Raw genomic sequence first — 17,598 nt, forward strand, 5'->3', positions numbered from 1 at the left:
CTATGGACAAAACTCACCGTCTGAAGCTGCGCGGTTAACCCGGATACAGAATCCTGATATGAATTTACAGCATCATTTTTTGATTGCCATGCCAACACTACAGGACCCGTTGTTTAAACGCTCGGTAGTTTATATCTGTGAGCATAATGATGACGGTGCGATGGGACTTATTGTGAATAAGCCCATGGAAAATCTGACGGTAGATGGCATCCTGAAAAAGTTAAAGATTATGCCTACTCCGCGCGATCCCGAAAAAAAACTGGACAAGCCAGTTTTTGCTGGTGGCCCGCTGGCCGAAGATCGCGGTTTTATTTTACATTCGGCACAAAGCACTTTTTCTTCGAGCATTCGGGTGTCAGACAACACGGTCATTACCACCTCGCGCGACGTGCTGGAAACGCTGGGTACGCCAGGTCAACCCAGTAGCGTACTGGTTGCGCTGGGCTATTGTGCGTGGGAGAAAAATCAGCTGGAAAATGAGCTGTTAGAAAACGCCTGGCTTACCACCCCGGCCAACAGCAACATTCTTTTCAAAACCCCGATAGCCGAACGCTGGCGCGAGGCGGCCAGGAGCATCGGCGTGGATATTCACAATATCACCAGCGATGCGGGGCATGCCTGATGAGCCACATGACCCTGTTGGCCTTTGACTTCGGTACCAAAAGTATTGGCATAGCGGTAGGCCAGCAGCTGACGGGCACGGCGCGCCCTCTTGCAGCGATTAAAGCACAGGACGGGACACCAGACTGGAATAAAATTGGGGCCTTGCTGAAAGAGTGGCAGCCGTGCCGCGTGGTAGTTGGTCTGCCGCTTAATATGGACGGCACTGAACAACAGTTGACCGCACGGGCGCGTAAATTTGCTAATCGACTGCACGGTCGCTTCGGGGTGCAGGTCGACCTGCATGATGAACGCCTGAGCACGGTAGAAGCCCGTGCCGACCTGTTCTCCCGCGGTGGTTTTCGGGCGCTGAATAAAGGCAGCGTGGATTCGCTCTCAGCGGTGATCATTCTTGAAAGCTGGTTTGAAAATGCCTGGCAGTAGGCAGTGCGATTTTATTCTACCTGCCCTGCCTGCCGTCTTGCCGCAAGGCTTTGCCTGAAAGATTGCATCCCGTGCGCTACGCCGGTTTCCAGCACAGCGGGCAGCTGGTGCGTTTTACCTTCACGGATCAGATTGGCCACGGCGGTCGTACTCACCAGCACCTCAAACAGCGCAACCCTGCCCGACTTCACTGCCGGAACCAGCTTCTGAGCAATCACCACCTTCAGGCTTCCTGCCAGCTGCGTACGTATCAGGTCTTTTTCCGCGCCGGGAAACACGTCGACCAGCCTGTCCACCGCCTGCACGGCTCCACGGGTATGCAGGGTAGCCAGCACAAGATGCCCGGTTTCTGCCGCAGTCAGCGCCAGCTGAATAGTCCCTTTGTCGCGCAGTTCTCCCAGCAGGATGACATCCGGATCTTCACGCAATGCCGCCCGCAGCCCCTCACTGAATGAGACACAGTGCGTGCCGATTTCACGCTGCTGAACCAGCGAGCGCGCACTATGGTGGATAAATTCAATGGGATCTTCCAACGTCAGAATATGCCGCGCCTGGTGTTGGTTAATTTCGCCGGTCAGCGCTGCCAACGTTGTGGATTTACCGCTACCGGTTGCGCCTGTCACCAGCACCAGACCATCATGCAGCTGGAGCAGATCCCGGGTGACCTGGGGTAGCTCAAGCTGCTCTGTACCAGAAATATGGCCGTTAATAATGCGCAGCGCCAGCGAAAGGCCCTGCCGCTGGCGAAAGAGGTTTGCACGTACACGCACGCCATCTGAAAATGTCAGCGCAAAATCAATCTGTCCGGCCTGCTCAAAATGCACCTGTTGCGCACCGTCGAGCCATTCCTGTGCCGCAGCGTGTAACACCTCATTGCTGACCGGGGGCGCATCGGCTATTTTTTGCAACCGTCCATCACGCCGCCAGAATGGCGGATAACCACTACACAGGTGCAGATCCCCTGCCTTATGCTTTACACTAAGGGCCACTATGTCCTCGATATGCATAATTTATCCTGACTATGACTTCGATTGAGCACAACCTACAGCAAGTTCGCCAGCGAATCATTGCGGCAGCCAGACGCTGCGGCCGCGATCCGCAAGAAATTACGTTGCTTGCAGTAAGCAAAACAAAACCTGCGGACGCCATCGCAGAAGCTGCACTTGCCGGACAGAAGTATTTCGGTGAAAACTACGTACAGGAAGGTGTTGATAAAATCACCCGGTTTGGCGACGGATCGCTGGTCTGGCACTTTATTGGTCCACTGCAATCCAACAAAAGTCGTCTTGTTGCCGGCCATTTTGACTGGTGCCACACCGTTGACCGACTGAAAATCGCCACCCGGCTTAACGAGCAGCGACCCGAAGATGTACCGCCGCTTAACGTGCTGATTCAGGTCAACATCAGTGACGAACAGAGTAAATCTGGCATTATGCTGGAGGCGCTGCCAGCACTGGCACGGGAAATAGCCCTGCTACCCCGTTTAACCCTGCGTGGTTTGATGGCTATCCCCGCAGCGGAAACGGATTATCAGAGGCAACTGGCAGTATGCCAGCAGATGGCCGATGCCTTTAGTGAACTGAAGAAAGTGTATTCGTCCGCTGATACACTTTCCCTGGGAATGAGCGATGACATGGAAGCTGCCATTGCAGCAGGCAGTACGATGGTGCGTATTGGCACCGCTATTTTTGGTGCGCGTGATTATGGCACCACTCACAACAATCATTGAGGAACCCCATGCTGACGTTGACTTTTCTTGTTTCAACGATAATTAACCTGTACGTCAAAGTGCTGCTGTTACGCATCTGGATGCAGTGGGCAAGATGCGATTTCTATAATCCATTTTCGCAGTTTGTGGTCAAAGTAACGCAGCCAGTGGTGAAGCCATTACGCCGCGTTATTCCTTCCATCGGACCGCTGGATACCGCCTCTTTATTGCTTGCTTACGTGCTGAGTGTACTGTTGTTTACGGTGATGTTCGCCCTTCAAAGCCAGGTGATGATTTTCGACCCAATTTTTCTGTACTTCGGTCTGTTTTCATTGTTGAAAGCAGCGGGCGTACTGGTGTTCTGGGCCATTCTTATTCGCTCACTGTTGAGCTGGGTAAGCCAGGGCCGCAACCCGGTTGACTATGTTTTGCTCCAGCTCACCGAACCGCTGATGTCACCCATTCGTCGTATTATTCCTGCGATGGGTGGTATTGATTTCTCCGCGATGGCGGTGATCCTTATCCTGTATATGCTCAACTACCTGGGGATGGATTTCATTCCCGGCTGGTCACAGCTTTGATTAACCACTCCATAACAGACCGGACCTGATATGCAAAAAGTTGTACTCGCCACCGGTAACGCTGGCAAAGTTCGTGAACTGGCCGATTTGCTGACCGATTTCGGCATGGAGATTGTTGCGCAAAGTGAACTCGGCGTGCAATCCGCCGAAGAAACCGGCCTGACTTTTATCGAAAATGCGATCCTTAAAGCACGTCATGCGTCAGCGGTAACTGGTCTGGCGGCAATTGCCGATGATTCTGGCCTGGCGGTGGATGCGCTCGGTGGCGCACCGGGTATTTACTCTGCGCACTATGCCGGTGAGGATGCCACTGACCAGCAGAATATTGAAAAACTGCTTAACGCCCTGCAAACCGTTCCTGACGGCAAGCGCCAGGCGCAGTTTCATTGCGTTCTGGTTTTTTTGCGTCATGCCGAAGACCCAACGCCGCTGGTTTTTCACGGATGCTGGCAGGGCGAGATCGCCCGCAGCGCCTCAGGTGAAGGGGGTTTTGGCTACGATCCCATTTTTTTCGTACCCGAACTGGTCAAAACCGCCGCCACGTTGAGCAAAGATGAAAAACTTGCGGTTTCCCATCGCGGTAAAGCGCTGACCCTGCTGCTGGATGCAATGCGTAACCATGCATAGCCTGCCACCACTCAGTCTCTATATTCATATTCCCTGGTGCGTGCAAAAGTGCCCTTACTGCGATTTCAACTCCCATGCGCTGAAGGGTGAGGTGCCGCACGAGGAATACGTACGCCATCTGCTGGCCGATCTTGAGAACGATCTGCCGCTTACATCTGACCGCAAGGTAAGTACCCTTTTCATCGGTGGCGGCACGCCCAGCCTGTTAACCAGTGAAGCGATGCAGATGCTGCTTGATGGCGTACGCTCGCGCCTGCCGTTATCACCTGGAGCGGAAATCACCATGGAAGCCAATCCCGGCACGGTTGAAGCGGACCGGTTCAGCGGCTATCAGAGCACTGGCGTCAACCGTATTTCCATCGGGGTGCAAAGCTTTAGTCAAAAGAAGCTGGAGCGCCTGGGCCGTATTCATGGCCCATCGGAAGCGAAACAGGCGGCAGAACTGGCCAGCAGGCTGGGGTTACGAAGCTTTAATCTAGACCTGATGCATGGATTGCCCGACCAGTCCTGTGAAGAAGCGCTGGACGATCTGCATCAGGCGATTGCCCTCAATCCACCACACCTTTCCTGGTACCAGCTCACCATTGAGCCAAACACACTGTTTGCTTCTCGTCCGCCGGTTCTACCGGATGATGACGCCCTGTGGGAGATCTTTGAACGCGGCCACCAGCTGCTGACGGCGGCAGGCTATCAGCAATATGAAACCTCCGCCTATGCCAAACCGGGCCTGCGCTGCGAACACAATCTGAACTACTGGCGCTTCGGGGATTATTTGGGTATCGGCTGCGGCGCTCACGGTAAGCTGACGCAGCCGGATGGCCGCATTGTGCGCACCGTCAAAACCCGGCACCCGCGCGGTTTTATGAGTGGAAATTATCAGGATCGCCAGTACACAGTGGCGGACAGCGAAAAGCCGTTTGAGTTTTTTATGAATCGGTTTCGCCTGCTGGAAGCCGCGCCGCGTGAAGAATTCGTCCGCTACACCGGGTTAGCGGAAAACATTATTCGGCCAAAGCTTAATGAAGCAATCGACAACGGTTATCTCACGGAAACGGCGCTGCACTGGCAGGTAACGGAGAAAGGAAAACTGTTTCTCAATTCCTTGCTGGAACTGTTTCTGGCAGACGAAGAACCACAGAGGCAAAAAGCGTAGCCCACTTCTGACTGCCTTACGGGCGCGTCAGACAGTGCGTTATCTGTATTAGTCGCGACGTGATCTGACACCGGACCCTGCAAGGTTGGGGGTTACCGGTTCTGATATGGGTGTCGAATTTTTATACAAAACGCGAGGTCACCCTCATGCTCCATACTCACAATCCCATCATCAAACACAAAACCGGCCTGCTCAATCTCGCCGAATAACCCGGTAACGTCTCAACAGCCTGCAAGAGCACGGGCGTGTCACGCGACACCTTCTACCGCTACCAGGAGCTGACGAAGAAGGCGGCATTGACGCGCTGGTTAACCAGAACCGCCGGGGTCCAAACCTGACGAACCGCGCCGACGAAGCCACTGAACGCGCGGTTGTTGAGTATGCCGTTGAGTTCCCGGCCCCCGGGCAGCACCGGACCAGTGATGAGCTGCGTAAAAAAGGCGTGTTTACCTCCAGCAGCGGCGTGCACGCCATCTGGCAACGACACGATCTGGAGAACTTCCGTAAACGCCTGAAGGCGCCTGAGGAAAAGCTCGCCAGAGAAGCCATCGTGCTTACCGGTGCCCCAATCGCCGCGCTGGAGAAAAAGGCGCATGATGATGAGGCCAGCGGGGAAATCGAGACCGCTCACCCGGGCTATCCCGGGTCGCAGGACACCTTCTGTGCTGGCAATCTGAACGGTGTGGGCCGTATCTGCCTGCAGACGTTCGTGGATACGTACCCGAAAGTGGCACACTGCAAGCGGTATACGAGTAAAACACCGATCACTGCCGCCGACCTGCTAAATGATCGGGTACTGCCGTTCTGTGAGGCTCAGGGGCTGCCGGTGCTGAGAAGACTGACCGACAGGGGAACGGAGTACTGTGGTAAGGTGGAGCCGCATGATTACCAGCTTTATCTGGCCATCAACGATATCGACCATACAAAAACGAAGGCGATGTCCCCACAGACCAACGGCATCAGTGAGCGCTTCCATAAAACGATTTTGCAGGATTTTTATCAGGTCACGTTCCGCAAGAAGTCATATGGGGAGCGGGAGAGCCTGCAAACGGATCCGGACAACGGGTTGTGGCATGACAATAATGAGCAGGCTCATCAGGGGAAAATGTGCGGCGGGCGAACGCCAGTGGCCAGGTTACCTGATGGAAAACGTGTCCGGGCAGAAAAGGAGTTGAACCGGATGTAATCCGACAGACACCTGTATAAATAACCAGTAACTGTCAGATCAGGTCTGAGATAATACAGGTTATTTCTGCTGCAGCGCGCTTAACAGCGTATGACGTTGCTTCTCCAGACTGGTCACGCGGTGACAAACTTCGTGGCCAAAGTTCTGAAAATCTTGCTCCTGATTGCTCCATTCAGCCTGAAGCGACTGTTGCAGCCCTCCCAGATTGCCCAACAGTGCCTGAAGAGGATTACCACCGCTTCCTGCCTGTTTGTTGCTCATTTCGTTAAGGCTGTCCTGCACCACGCCGCCCATCGTACTTTTCACCAGCTTCTCACCATCCTGGCGGACCTGAACTATCGCCTGATGGTGGAAAGTTAACCCATCGCTACGATGTTCAATAATACGGTTCATTTGCTGTTTTAACTGGCTGTCCAGCTTCGTCAGCCGTTGGCGGACATTGCTCTGCTCGCCGAGCTTTTCCACAATGACTTTATCCAGCGCAATGCGTCCTCTTTCCAGCTGCTGACCAACCCTCTGATCAATCCAGGGCAAATCACGCCGTAGCGCCGCCTGATAATCGATCGCTTTCTGGCGAGTGGTGCCGTCTGTGGTGACCGGCTGTCCGTTGCGCTGCACGTCGCCCGCTGGCGTGATAAGCAGATTACCGCTGGCACCCACCACCTGTACATGTTGTGGCGAAATCGCGACATCATCCTGTGGCTTCACACTGCACTGATAATCCGCCTGAGCCGAACCTGCCGCCAGTAATAATGCGCCAACCATCATCACTTTATGCATTTTGCTTCTCCTGATAGTAAAAGGGCCACGCTTGCGTGGCCCTGAAGGACACCCGTTCTGTTTGATTAGTCCCACCAGACGTCAAAAAGTTCGGTAACCTGCACAGCGTTTAGTTTGCGATTCTCAAGCCACTTGCGCACGGTCTCACGGTGCTCTTCGGTACATTTTCCGGTTTCTTGCAGGCAAATCAGCCCTTCCCATTGCAAATAGCCGCTGCCATCAAAAGCAAGGCCATTTGGATCGATGACTTCAGTAATCAGCGCATCGAGCGTTGCATCAATAGTCTCTTCGCTGGTTCCTTCCGGGAAAGAAAAACCAATGGAAAAACCGAGTTCCTGGAATTCAGCAATGTGCATTTTTTTGCGCAAACGACGACTGCGTTGGGTAGCCATTATTTTATCCTCTCAAACATCAGATCCCAGACTCCGTGACCAAGACGCTGGCCGCGTTGTTCGAATTTTGTCAGCGGTCGTGAGTCAGGACGTGGTACATAATCCTGCGTTGCCGACTGATTTTTGTATCCCGTAATACTGTTCATTACCGTCAGCATATGTTCAGCGTAGGCCTGCCAGTCAGTGGCCATATGGAAAACCCCACCCAGCTTCAGCTTACGCAAAACCAGTTCGGCAAAAGGTACCTGAACAATCCGTCGTTTGTTGTGACGCGCTTTGTGCCACGGGTCCGGGAAAAACAGCTGCACCATTCGCAACGCATTATCCGGGATCATATGGTTAAGCACATCAACGGCATCGTGACACATCACGCGCAGATTCTCCACGCCTGCCTCGTTCACCGCGCTAAGACAGGCCCCCACGCCAGGTGAATGCACTTCAATACCAAGGAAGTTCTGCTGCGGGTTGGCAGACGCCATGCTCACCAGTGAAGCGCCCATACCAAAGCCGATTTCCAGCACAACCGGCGCATATCGTCCAAAAAGCGTCTGCAGATCAACAGGCTCTGGCTGATATTCCACGCCTTTCTCTGGCCAGAAATGGTCCAGTGCATGCTGTTGGCCTTTAGTAAGACGACCCTGGCGGCGAACAAAGCTGCGAATGCGGCGCAGTGGGCGACCGTTTTCGTCAAACTCCGGTGAAACGACATCATTCTTCATGTTTATAGCCTGTTGGTCAGCACTCTTTAGAAAACGGGCATTATGCAAGGTTACGGCGGTTAAGCAACCCCCGGAAACTTCCGGTTTACAGCTTCGTTGCTCTGTGCTGGAATCCCAGTCTGATTTTTAATTATTCGGGATCTAATCTGAAATGATGCAGGCGCAGCAGTTTGCAAGCCAGGTTCTTGACTGGTATCAGCGCTTTGGTCGCAAAAATCTGCCCTGGCAGCAGGAAAAAACGCCTTATAAAGTCTGGCTTTCTGAAGTGATGCTGCAACAGACTCAGGTAGCGACGGTAAAACCCTATTTCGAACGGTTTATGTCCCGCTTTCCTTCTATTACCGATCTGGCGGCGGCACCGCTGGACGAAGTGCTATATCTGTGGACCGGGCTTGGCTATTATGCGCGTGCGCGCAACCTGCACAAAGCCGCGGTCAGGGTTGCGGAAAAGCACGGCGGCACTTTTCCGCAAACCTATGATGAAGTGGCTGATTTACCGGGAGTGGGACGCTCTACTGCCGGTGCTATCCTCTCTTTATCGCTGGGACAACACTTCCCTATTCTCGACGGCAATGTGAAGCGCGTGCTGGCCCGCTGTTATACCATCGGCGGCTGGCCGGGCCGTAAAGAGGTGGAAAAACGTCTGTGGCAAATCAGCGAACAGGTCACGCCAGCGGACAGGGTAAGCCAGTTTAATCAGGCTATGATGGATCTTGGTGCCATGGTGTGTACCCGGACCAGGCCCAAATGTGATATTTGCCCATTAAGCTCAGTCTGCATCGCTTATGCCAACGGCAGCTGGGCAGATTATCCCGGAAAAAAACCAAAGCAAACCCTGCCGGAACGCACCGGCTGGATGCTCATGCTGCAGCACGGCAACAGCGTCTGGCTGGAACAGCGCCCTCCCGTCGGTCTGTGGGGCGGTTTGTTTTGCTTTCCGCAGTTTGCCAGCCAGCCAGAAGTTGTGGCCTGGCTCAACGAGCGACGTATTGACAGCGGTCGCCTGCAACAGGGAATTTCGTTTCGTCACACTTTCAGCCATTTTCATCTGGACATTGTTCCTGTGCAATTGTGCCTGACGGTAACCGGAGCGGCAATGGATGAAGGTGCCGGTCTCTGGTATAACTTAGCGCAGCCACCCGCCGTCGGGCTTGCAGCCCCTGTGGAACGCCTGCTCAAACAGCTGGCGCAACCGCAACAAAGTGCGCTGGACCTGCATTCGACAGAATAAAGAGGAAAAATAATGAGCAGAACCATTTTTTGTACCTTCCTGCAATGTGAAGCGCAAGGACAGGATTTTCAGTTGTATCCGGGCGAACTGGGTAAACGTATTTATAAAGAAATTTCTAAAGAAGCCTGGGCACAGTGGATGAGTAAACAGACTATGCTGATAAACGAAAAAAAACTCAGCATGATGAACCCGGAAGATCGTAAACAGCTGGAACAGGAGATGATGAAATTCCTCTTCGAAGGCCATGATGTTCATATCGAAGGTTATACCCCGCCAGAAGAATAGTCGTCCGGCCTCATCGGGGAGGCCCCCTTAATTTAGGCAAAGCACCATACAATGAATAAAAAACTGATTAGTTTACTGGTCATCGCACCGTTATTGATCTCCTGTTCCGGCAATAAAAAACCTGTTTTTCACGAGGAATGGGTTAAAGACACCAACGGATTTGACATTCTGATGGGGCAGTTTGCCCACAATATTGAAAATATCTGGGGTATTAACGAAGTATTGATTGCCGGCCCGAAAGATTATGTTAAGTACAGCAATCAATATTACACACGCAGCCACATCAACTTTGATGCTGGTACCATCACCATTGAGACTATTGCGGGTACCGACCCGGCTGCAAGCCTACGCCAGGCAATCATTACCACGCTGTTAATTGGCGACGATCCCAGTAATGTCGATCTCTATTCCGATGCCAACGATATTGAAATCGGTAAAGAGCCCTTACTTTATGGCCAGGTGCTGGACAATACCGGCCAGGCAATCCGCTGGCAGGGGCGCGCCGCCAGCTTTGCGGATTATCTGATTCAGAATAAATTACAGCGCCGGAATTCCGGTCTGCATGTGATCTGGTCGGTAACCATTCCTATGGTGCCAAACCACCTCGACAAGCGTGCGCATAAATATCTGCCGATGGTGCGGGAAGCCGCAGCGAAATATGGCGTCGACCAGTCGCTGATCCTTGCGATTATGCAAATTGAATCCAGCTTCAATCCTTATGCGGTCAGCCATGCCGATGCTTTAGGACTGATGCAGGTGGTGCAGCACACTGCCGGGGTGGACGTCTTTAGAATGAAAGGAAAATGGGGCAAACCCAGCCGTAGCTACCTGCTCGACCCGCAAAACAACATTGATGCCGGTACGGCGTATCTCTCGCTGTTGCAGGACAATTATCTGTCAGGTATCGCTAACCCAACATCCCGCCGCTACGCTGTGATTACGGCCTATAATGGCGGTGCGGGCAGCGTGCTGAGGGTCTTCTCCAGCGATAAAAACCGTGCGTTTTCCGCCATCAATAACTTATCGCCTGTCGAGGTATATCAAACGCTGATCAGCAATCATCCTTCAGCCGAGTCACGCCGTTACCTGTATAAGGTAAGCAGCGCTCAAAAAGGCTACCATCGCTATTAATCTGAGTAAAAAAGGCGGATCGTACGATCCGCCGGAAGGTTACATCTTCCTCTGGTATGGGTCAGTATTAGCGTTTTATTCTTTTAAACTGCCTTATTGTTTTAGTTAGTGCAACTTCGGTAGGCAAACGTTCCATCGAGCTTGCACCGTAAAAACCATCGCACTGTGGGCAGGCATCGAAGATATACTGTACATCTTCCGGGCTGGAAATCGGCCCGCCGTGGCAAAGCACAATGACATCCTTGCGCACTTCTTTTGCCGCCTCTGCCCACTGGTTAATAAGCGACACGCAGTCCGACAAATTAAGCGCAGTTTCTGCGCCGATACTGCCGCCCGTGGTCAGTCCCATATGGGACACAATAATATCCGCCCCGGCCTGCGTCATCGCGACAGCATCTGCGGCACTGAACACATAGGGCGTGGTCAGCAAATCTTTTTCAGCGGCCAGACGGATCATCTCAACTTCCAGCCCATATCCCATGCCGGTCTCTTCCAGATTGGCGCGAAAATTGCCGTCAATCAGGCCCACCGTGGGAAAATTCTGCACGCCAGAAAAGCCCATGGCTTTGAGATCGTCAAGGAACGTATCGAAGTGACAGAAAGGATCGGTACCATTGACCCCTGCCAGCACAGGTGTATTCTTCACTACTGGCAGTACCTCTTTCGCCATCTCTACCACAATATCGTTGGCGTTGCCGTAAGCCAGCAATCCGGCCAACGACCCTCGCCCTGCCATCCGGTAGCGTCCTGAATTGTAAATGACGATCAGATCGACATCCCCCGCTTCCTGGCATTTAGCTGAGAGACCAGTCCCTGCGCCACCACCAATAACAGGCTCATCACGGGCGATCATCTCCCTGAATTTTGTCAGTATTTGCTGACGGGGAAAAAACATATTCAGAACTCCTTCTCTGCAAGCTGGCGAAACTGACGCTCCGCTGCCTGAGCAAACTCAGATGAATTAATGTGGTAAGGAACACGCACGATTTTACGCCGGGAGCCTGAATGTAAATACGCTTCGAGGGTGGTAATAAATGCCTCGTCGGCCTCTGGCGACCAGAAGGGTTGCCCGGGTGCATCCAGTGCAGAAAAACCGCCTTCAGGAACAAGAAAGACGATATCCCCTTCGCAGCGATTTAGCTTATCCGCTATCCATTTTGCCATGGTCCGGTTCTCTTCCGGCGTGGTGCGCATCAGCGTCACCTGAGCATTGTGGTGGTAAAAAAGCCTCCCGACATACTTTTCCGGCACGCTTTCAGGGTGCGCAAAATTCACCATATCCAGCGCACCACAGGAGATAACGCAGGGGATTTTACTGCGGGCAATGGCATCAAATCGGGTCTCATCACAGGCCAGAACGCCACCAAACAGCAGATCGCACACTTCTGTCGTAGTAAGATCCAGCAGGCCGCCGAGCATCCGGCTGTCCACCAGCTTCTCCATCGCCCGTCCACCGCTGCCGGTGGCGTGGAACACCACACAGTCGTATTCTTTCTGCAGCTTTTCGCTGACCATCTGAATGCAGGGTGTGGTAACACCAAACATGGTCAGACCAAGCGCTGGCTTTTCCTCATCATCACTTTCGACGCCGAACAGCACGGCACCGGCAATCTGGTTTGCCGCGTTACCCAGCACCTGCCGTGAAATACGGTTCAGGCCGGACATATCGGTCACGGAATAAAGCATGTTGATATCACTGGCACCCACATAGGCTGATACATCCCCCGACGTCATGGTGGAAACCATGACTTTAGGAATGCCAACAGGCAGTGCCTGCATTGCAGGTGTGATCAAAGCCGTTCCACAGGATCCCCCCAGCCCGATCACACCGACCAGGTCGGCCCGTCTGCTAAGGAAAATCTTAAATGCCAGTGCCATAGCACCAGTTGCTTTTTCCCTGTCGCCGCAAAAAACTGCACCACGGCCTTCCGGGTGAAAATCAGCAATAAGTTCTGGTGGAAAATCCGCCGGAGAAGTCGTGCTAACTAATTGAGTTGACAGGTCTACTGTCAGAACTTCAGCACCTGTTTTTGCGATACATTCACGGACATAAAACAGTTCATTTTCTTTAGTATCCGCGGTCGCAACAGCATAGATATAGTCGGTATTGATGGTCATAGTCGTAACAACACCCTGTTATCAGACGTAATAAAGACTTGATTAAAACACGATAAAGATGCAAATAACGTCAGGACAGCTTGAAATCCAGCGTTAAGAAATAACAGTATCACCTCCATCAATGATAAATCAATTGAATGGAATGTGTGTCTCAAAGGGATATTTGAGAAAATACCATGACGTGCCGAAGTGAAGAAAGTAAATGCTATCATCCGGCTATGTTGACTAATAACAAATTCACTGTTTAATGAGGTCATTGTGAAGCAAAGGGATTCGGCTGAGGCTATGCCGTTAACCGCCACACGCGCAAAAACACGTCGCTTATTGATAGTAACTGCAATGAGAATGTTCGACAGCGGCGCGTTCCCATCTATTACTGAAGTTGCCGCCGAGGCTCAACTCTCACGCGCCACAGCTTATCGTTATTTCCCCACCCAAAGTGCGCTGGTGTCAGCCATTGTGACTGAGACGATCAGTCCAATCAAAAGCTGGCGTCCTACCCGCGAGGACGTTTCAGACCGCATTGATGAGCTACTCAGCTTTGCTTTCCCAAGAATGCTGGCGCACGAAGGTACGCTGCGTGCTGCACTGCACCTCTCACTGACCCAGTGGACGCAATCGCAATCTGCCACCCAGTCAGAAAAAGAACGGCTGGTGAGAGGTAACAGGAAAGCGTTACTGCAACAGGTGGTCGAACCGCTGAAGGATGAATTGCCACCTGAAATGGTAGAGCGAGTTATTCAGGCACTTTCATTGGTGTACGGCTCGGAAATTTTTCTGGTGATGAAAGATATCTGGGGCTCAGATAATGATCGGCTACAGGAAATTGGTAAATGGATCGCCAAAGCGATCATACGTCAGGCTCAGGAAGACTGCCGGGAAAAGGTCACGGAGTAACCAGAGGGACGCCAGCAGCGCGTCCCAAAAGGGATTATTGGTTAATCATATAGCCAAACAGATGCTTGATGCCTTCGGCGTCTTCCTCTGCATACACACCCTGCAATTCCGGGGAAAAACCGGGCAGCAGGTTAAGCCCCTCTTCCAGTGCCAGGAAATAGCGCTGCACCGCTCCGCCCCATTCTTCACCGGGAACCACACAAAGTACCCCCGGTGGATAAGGTAAGGCACCTTCAGCAGCAATACGTCCTGCTGCTTTGGCGATCGGCACCAGTTCAACGTTGCCACGAATAAATGCCATATTGGCATCCTGCGGATTCATCATCACTCTCGGCAAGCTTTGCTGACGGAACATCGCCTTTTGCAGCCCCTTCACATCATGACTGACGTAAAGTTGATGCATCTCCAGGCAAAGGCGGCGCAGGGTGTATCCGACATAACGCGCGGCATTTTTGCGATAAATAGTTGGTAGCACGTCACTGAGCAGTGCATCCTCTTTCAGATGCTGTTCAAACTGTGCCAACTTCGCCACCAGGTGGACCATTTTCTCACTGCTCTCAGCAGGGGTGAGCAGAAATAAAATCGAGTTAAGATCGCATTTTTCTGGCACCACGCCATTCTCACGCAGATAGTTAGCCAGAATTGTCGCCGGGACGCCAAAATCAGCATATTGGCCGCTGACAACGTTAATACCCGGCGTGGTAAGCAACAGCTTGCAGGGATCAATCAGGTACTGATCCTTCTGATAACCAGAAAATCCGTGCCATGCAGCATCCGGTTCAAAACTGAAATAGCGCGGATCGGCGGCAATCTCCTCTGTTGGCGTCTCCAGCCAGCTTCTGCCATCGACGCTGTCAGGAATAAAAGGTTTGATCATCACACACTTTTCCATAATTGCTTTACGCGTGGCGATGCCAAGCGTCACGCACTCATGCCACAAACGGCGGCCGGTCTTACCTTTGTGCATTCTGGCATTGACATCCAGCGCGGCGAACAGCGGATAAAATGGACTGGTTGACGCATGCAACATAAACGCGTTGTTAAGACGCTTGTGACTGCAAAAACGCTGTTGCCTGCGAATATGGTTATCTTTTTTGTGAATCTGCGAAGTCTGGGAAAAACCAGCTTGCTGTTTGTGCACGGACTGAGTAACAAAAATACCAGGATCGTTTTCATTCAGTTCCAGCAACAGCGGCGATCCAGCCTGCATCACCGGAATAAACTGCTCGTAGCCTACCCACGCAGAATCAAACAGAATGTAGTCACAAAGATGGCCGATGCTGTCAAGAACCTTGCGGGCGTTATAAACCGTGCCATCGTAGGTGCCCAGTTGGATAACCGCCAGCCGGAAAGGCCGGGCATCTCCGGCACGCTCGGGAGCAACCTGCTGAATCAGTTCACGTATGTAAGTTTCATCAAAGCAGTGCGCATCAATACCGCCAATGAAGCCGTAAGGATTACGCGCTGTTTCCAGATAAACCGGCGTGGCACCCGCCTGAATCAGCGCTCCATGATGGTTAGATTTGTGATTATTACGGTCAAACAATACCAGGTCACCACGCGTCAGCAATGCATTCGTGACAACCTTGTTTGCGCTGGATGTTCCATTTAAAACGAAATAAGTTTTATCGGCGTTAAACACTTTTGCCGCATATTTTTGCGCATCCTTGGCAGAGCCTTCATGGATCAATAAATCACCCAGCCTGACGTCGGCATTACACATATCAGCACGGAAAATATTCTCACCAAAAAAATCGTAAAACTGGCGACCCGCCGGATGCTTCTTAAAAAATGCGCCGCCCTGGTGACCAGGGCAGGCGAAAGTGCTATTATCCATCGCCACATATTTAGTCAACATATTAAAAAACGGCGGTAACAGACCAGCCTGATACTCTGAAGCCGCCGCTTCCAGGCGAATCGCGTCATCTGCCGCCCCAGTCAGCATACCGCTCACCTCAGGCAAATCTTTTGCCTGATCGGGAGAGTCCAGAGAAATAAAAACCGGCAGATTAAAACCAGTGTGGCGCAGCAGTGCCAACATTCCGCTTCGCGAATCCGCCACGGAGAGAACCACCGCCGCGATATCAGTAAAATCGGTTTTTTCCAGCGTAACAACCTCACGGCCAGTCTGCAGATGAATAGCCACAGTGGTGCTGGCTGCAATTTTAAGTAGTGTCATAACGCAAATCCTCAGCCGTCAAGGAAGAGTGAGTGCCTGTGGCACAGCAACAGGCAAAGTCAGAAGACTTCGCCCGGCGAAGAGTGTCAGGATGGTTTCAGGAGAATCGTGTTCAGCCAACACCAATAGACATCAGTAAAATCAGGTTATCCTGTTTTTACTGATGTCTATAAGTTTAAGCCCATTGAGACTTCACTTATGGTGAGCAATTTTTTTCAACAGAGTATGAGAGTAAGATGGGCACTGCTGAACGCTGGTTATGCGCTTGCAGTCTGGCAAAGCGACAGGATGCATAACAACGACCTCAGATTGAAAGCATAACGGCGACCGTTAGAAAGTTCGCAATCATGGCACTTTTCTTTTTTGGGTTCAAGGAAGTTCAGGAGTCAGTCTGATAGTAAAGTGAAATTAAGATGATGTGATATAAAAGTCTCGCATGGGCCATGCTAACCGAAGCTGAGGGGAGCAACGCCGTAGATTAAAGGCGCAAAAACTGGCGTTTTCCATTACGACTGCAGGAAAAGAGTGCAATTGTTCTGAATTTCACAATAAGCCGTTGACGCCTTTGGCTCAGTGAGGTTTAAAGCGCCCCGTTGCCCGGATAGCTCAGTCGGTAGAGCAGGGGATTGAAAAGGCACTGTTGCAAAAATCTGGAGGTGATAAACTCATCGTCACCTTTTGCTGACGGAGCAGCACATGAATCCATTCAAAGGCCGGCATTTTCAGCGTGACATCATCCTGTGGGCAGTGCGCTGGTACTGTAAATACGGCATCAGCTATCGTGAGCTGCAGGAAATGCTGGCCGAGCGCGGTGTCAACGTTGATCACTCCACGATTTACCGCTGGGTTCAGCGTTATGCGCCTGAAATGGAAAAGCGGCTGCGCTGGTACTGGCGTAACCCTTCAGGGTTCTGCTCCTGGCATCTTGATGAAACGTATATCAGAGTTAACGGCCGATGGGCATACTGTACCGTGCTGTTGACAGCAAAGGCCGCACCATCGATTTTTATCTTTCCCCGCGCCGTAACAGCAAAGCGGCATACCGGTTTCTGGGAAAGATTCTGAACAACGTGAAAGGCTGGCAGATCCCCCGCCTCATCAACACCGATAAAACCCCCACCTATAGTCGCGCCCTGGCGTTACTGAAGCGGGAAGGCCGGTGTCCGCCTGATGTTGAACACCGGCAGATTAAATACCGGAATAACGTCATTGAATGCGATCACGGCAAACTGAAACGGATAATCGGTGCCACGCTGGGATTTAAATCCATGAAAACGGCATATGCCACCATCAGGGGGATTGAAGTCATGCGGGCATTGCGTAAAGGACAGGCGGAAAACTTTTACTACGGCCATCCTCTGGGCGAGATGCGTCTGGTGAGCAGGGTTTTTGAAATTTAAGGCATTTCTGTAATACAAAAGGTACAGCATCAAGAAATTTGCAACAGTGCCGCGTTTCCCGTCGGGGAGTCAGAAAAAACAACATTCTGACTGTCTGATAAGTTGAAATGACCTCAATCACTATTCAGTGATATCCGTTTCCAGAGGTTAAACGGATTTACCACCCG

The 17,598-nt window shown here is 52.0% G+C and carries 17 protein-coding genes and 2 pseudogenes; 12 read left to right on the forward strand and 7 right to left on the reverse strand.

Translation table 11 applies throughout. The annotated features are described in order from the left end of the window. Positions 1 to 58: 58 nt before the first annotated feature. Both LU633_RS19015 and ruvX read left to right on the forward strand, forming a co-directional pair. Positions 59 to 622, forward strand: a complete 564-nt coding sequence (locus LU633_RS19015; RefSeq protein ID WP_016190289.1) for a YqgE/AlgH family protein — start codon at positions 59 to 61, stop codon at positions 620 to 622. Then, a complete protein-coding gene (ruvX, locus tag LU633_RS19020) occupies positions 622 to 1,044 on the forward strand; it encodes a Holliday junction resolvase RuvX (RefSeq protein ID WP_016190290.1) in 423 nt (140 codons plus the stop codon). The genes LU633_RS19015 and ruvX overlap by 1 nt, the downstream gene beginning before the upstream one ends. Positions 1,045 to 1,055: 11 nt before the next feature. Here ruvX and LU633_RS19025 read toward each other — a convergent pair whose 3' ends face one another. Beyond that, entirely contained in the window at positions 1,056 to 2,051 is a 996-nt protein-coding gene (locus LU633_RS19025; protein ID WP_016190291.1) for a type IV pilus twitching motility protein PilT, read from the reverse strand. Between the two features lie 14 nt (positions 2,052 to 2,065). On the opposite strand from LU633_RS19025, the gene LU633_RS19030 reads away from it, so the two are divergent. From LU633_RS19030 to LU633_RS19050, 5 genes and pseudogenes are all read left to right on the forward strand, one after another. Continuing rightward, positions 2,066 to 2,773: a YggS family pyridoxal phosphate-dependent enzyme gene (locus tag LU633_RS19030; protein ID WP_016190292.1), complete on the forward strand. Its 708-nt coding sequence runs from the start codon at positions 2,066 to 2,068 to the stop codon at positions 2,771 to 2,773. An 8-nt stretch (positions 2,774 to 2,781) separates the two neighbouring features. Beyond that, positions 2,782 to 3,333: a YggT family protein gene (locus tag LU633_RS19035; RefSeq protein WP_016190293.1), complete on the forward strand. Its 552-nt coding sequence runs from the start codon at positions 2,782 to 2,784 to the stop codon at positions 3,331 to 3,333. Positions 3,334 to 3,363: 30 nt separating this feature from the next. Then, positions 3,364 to 3,960 (forward strand): XTP/dITP diphosphatase, encoded by a 597-nt coding sequence (locus tag LU633_RS19040; RefSeq protein ID WP_016190294.1) that lies wholly within the window; start codon positions 3,364 to 3,366, stop codon positions 3,958 to 3,960. Beyond that, positions 3,953 to 5,113 (forward strand): radical SAM family heme chaperone HemW, encoded by a 1,161-nt coding sequence (gene hemW / locus LU633_RS19045; RefSeq protein ID WP_016190295.1) that lies wholly within the window; start codon positions 3,953 to 3,955, stop codon positions 5,111 to 5,113. Before LU633_RS19040 ends, hemW begins: the two co-directional genes overlap by 8 nt. Before the next feature lie 146 nt (positions 5,114 to 5,259). Next, positions 5,260 to 6,299: pseudogene (locus LU633_RS19050) on the forward strand (helix-turn-helix domain-containing protein). A 60-nt stretch (positions 6,300 to 6,359) separates the two neighbouring features. Here the strand turns inward: LU633_RS19050 and LU633_RS19055 are convergent. The 3 genes from LU633_RS19055 to trmB form a co-directional block, all read right to left on the reverse strand. Further along, positions 6,360 to 7,079, reverse strand: a complete 720-nt coding sequence (locus LU633_RS19055) for a YggN family protein (protein WP_016190298.1) — start codon at positions 7,077 to 7,079, stop codon at positions 6,360 to 6,362. Between the two features lie 65 nt (positions 7,080 to 7,144). Further along, entirely contained in the window at positions 7,145 to 7,471 is a 327-nt protein-coding gene (locus LU633_RS19060; protein ID WP_016190299.1) for a YggL family protein, read from the reverse strand. After that, positions 7,471 to 8,190 (reverse strand): tRNA (guanosine(46)-N7)-methyltransferase TrmB, encoded by a 720-nt coding sequence (gene trmB / locus LU633_RS19065; RefSeq protein WP_016190300.1) that lies wholly within the window; start codon positions 8,188 to 8,190, stop codon positions 7,471 to 7,473. The genes LU633_RS19060 and trmB overlap by 1 nt, the downstream gene beginning before the upstream one ends. A gap of 151 nt (positions 8,191 to 8,341) precedes the next feature. On the opposite strand from trmB, the gene mutY reads away from it, so the two are divergent. Genes mutY through mltC form a run of 3 tightly spaced genes read left to right on the forward strand, consistent with a single transcriptional unit; the run spans position 8,342 to position 10,837 of the window. Then, a complete protein-coding gene (gene mutY / locus LU633_RS19070) occupies positions 8,342 to 9,421 on the forward strand; it encodes an A/G-specific adenine glycosylase (protein WP_016190301.1) in 1,080 nt (359 codons plus the stop codon). A gap of 12 nt (positions 9,422 to 9,433) precedes the next feature. Further along, positions 9,434 to 9,706 carry an oxidative damage protection protein gene (locus LU633_RS19075; RefSeq protein ID WP_016190302.1) on the forward strand — a complete coding sequence of 91 codons (273 nt, stop codon included), beginning with the start codon at positions 9,434 to 9,436 and terminating at the stop codon, positions 9,704 to 9,706. A 51-nt stretch (positions 9,707 to 9,757) separates the two neighbouring features. After that, positions 9,758 to 10,837 carry a membrane-bound lytic murein transglycosylase MltC gene (gene mltC, locus LU633_RS19080; protein ID WP_016190303.1) on the forward strand — a complete coding sequence of 360 codons (1,080 nt, stop codon included), beginning with the start codon at positions 9,758 to 9,760 and terminating at the stop codon, positions 10,835 to 10,837. A gap of 67 nt (positions 10,838 to 10,904) precedes the next feature. On the opposite strand, the gene LU633_RS19085 is transcribed toward mltC, so the two are convergent. Together LU633_RS19085 and LU633_RS19090 are read right to left on the reverse strand one after the other, a co-directional pair. Further along, on the reverse strand, positions 10,905 to 11,732 hold the full coding sequence (locus LU633_RS19085) for a phosphoenolpyruvate hydrolase family protein (RefSeq protein ID WP_016190304.1): 828 nt from the start codon (positions 11,730 to 11,732) through the stop codon (positions 10,905 to 10,907). 2 nt (positions 11,733 to 11,734) lie between these two features. Beyond that, positions 11,735 to 12,955 (reverse strand): Tm-1-like ATP-binding domain-containing protein, encoded by a 1,221-nt coding sequence (locus tag LU633_RS19090; RefSeq protein WP_016190305.1) that lies wholly within the window; start codon positions 12,953 to 12,955, stop codon positions 11,735 to 11,737. Positions 12,956 to 13,240: 285 nt separating this feature from the next. On the opposite strand from LU633_RS19090, the gene LU633_RS19095 reads away from it, so the two are divergent. After that, positions 13,241 to 13,852 (forward strand): TetR/AcrR family transcriptional regulator, encoded by a 612-nt coding sequence (locus LU633_RS19095; RefSeq protein WP_046371979.1) that lies wholly within the window; start codon positions 13,241 to 13,243, stop codon positions 13,850 to 13,852. Positions 13,853 to 13,886: 34 nt separating this feature from the next. Here the strand turns inward: LU633_RS19095 and LU633_RS19100 are convergent, their stop codons facing one another. Further along, a complete protein-coding gene (locus tag LU633_RS19100; protein WP_016190307.1) occupies positions 13,887 to 16,031 on the reverse strand; it encodes an ornithine decarboxylase in 2,145 nt (714 codons plus the stop codon). Between the two features lie 696 nt (positions 16,032 to 16,727). Between LU633_RS19100 and LU633_RS19105 the strand changes: the two are divergent. Next, positions 16,728 to 17,431: pseudogene (locus LU633_RS19105) on the forward strand (IS6 family transposase). The last annotated feature ends 167 nt before the right edge of the window (positions 17,432 to 17,598 follow it).

Source organism: Erwinia tracheiphila, assembly GCF_021365465.1.
GTDB lineage: Bacteria > Pseudomonadota > Gammaproteobacteria > Enterobacterales > Enterobacteriaceae > Erwinia > Erwinia tracheiphila.

What these genes read in the sequence shown, in the direction of transcription:
- LU633_RS19090 (WP_016190305.1), bottom strand. Translation starts at nt 12,955, where the DNA reads ATGACCATCAATACCGACTATATCTATGCTGTTGCGACCGCGGATACT.
- LU633_RS19075 (WP_016190302.1), top strand. Translation starts at nt 9,434, where the DNA reads ATGAGCAGAACCATTTTTTGTACCTTCCTGCAATGTGAAGCGCAAGGA.
- LU633_RS19035 (WP_016190293.1), top strand. Translation starts at nt 2,782, where the DNA reads ATGCTGACGTTGACTTTTCTTGTTTCAACGATAATTAACCTGTACGTC.
- LU633_RS19060 (WP_016190299.1), bottom strand. Translation starts at nt 7,471, where the DNA reads ATGGCTACCCAACGCAGTCGTCGTTTGCGCAAAAAAATGCACATTGCT.
- LU633_RS19030 (WP_016190292.1), top strand. Translation starts at nt 2,066, where the DNA reads ATGACTTCGATTGAGCACAACCTACAGCAAGTTCGCCAGCGAATCATT.
- LU633_RS19100 (WP_016190307.1), bottom strand. Translation starts at nt 16,031, where the DNA reads ATGACACTACTTAAAATTGCAGCCAGCACCACTGTGGCTATTCATCTG.
- LU633_RS19025 (WP_016190291.1), bottom strand. Translation starts at nt 2,051, where the DNA reads ATGCATATCGAGGACATAGTGGCCCTTAGTGTAAAGCATAAGGCAGGG.
- LU633_RS19095 (WP_046371979.1), top strand. Translation starts at nt 13,241, where the DNA reads ATGCCGTTAACCGCCACACGCGCAAAAACACGTCGCTTATTGATAGTA.
- LU633_RS19015 (WP_016190289.1), top strand. Translation starts at nt 59, where the DNA reads ATGAATTTACAGCATCATTTTTTGATTGCCATGCCAACACTACAGGAC.
- mltC (WP_016190303.1), top strand. Translation starts at nt 9,758, where the DNA reads ATGAATAAAAAACTGATTAGTTTACTGGTCATCGCACCGTTATTGATC.
- hemW (WP_016190295.1), top strand. Translation starts at nt 3,953, where the DNA reads ATGCATAGCCTGCCACCACTCAGTCTCTATATTCATATTCCCTGGTGC.
- trmB (WP_016190300.1), bottom strand. Translation starts at nt 8,190, where the DNA reads ATGAAGAATGATGTCGTTTCACCGGAGTTTGACGAAAACGGTCGCCCA.
- LU633_RS19055 (WP_016190298.1), bottom strand. Translation starts at nt 7,079, where the DNA reads ATGCATAAAGTGATGATGGTTGGCGCATTATTACTGGCGGCAGGTTCG.
- mutY (WP_016190301.1), top strand. Translation starts at nt 8,342, where the DNA reads ATGATGCAGGCGCAGCAGTTTGCAAGCCAGGTTCTTGACTGGTATCAG.
- LU633_RS19085 (WP_016190304.1), bottom strand. Translation starts at nt 11,732, where the DNA reads ATGTTTTTTCCCCGTCAGCAAATACTGACAAAATTCAGGGAGATGATC.
- LU633_RS19040 (WP_016190294.1), top strand. Translation starts at nt 3,364, where the DNA reads ATGCAAAAAGTTGTACTCGCCACCGGTAACGCTGGCAAAGTTCGTGAA.
- ruvX (WP_016190290.1), top strand. Translation starts at nt 622, where the DNA reads ATGAGCCACATGACCCTGTTGGCCTTTGACTTCGGTACCAAAAGTATT.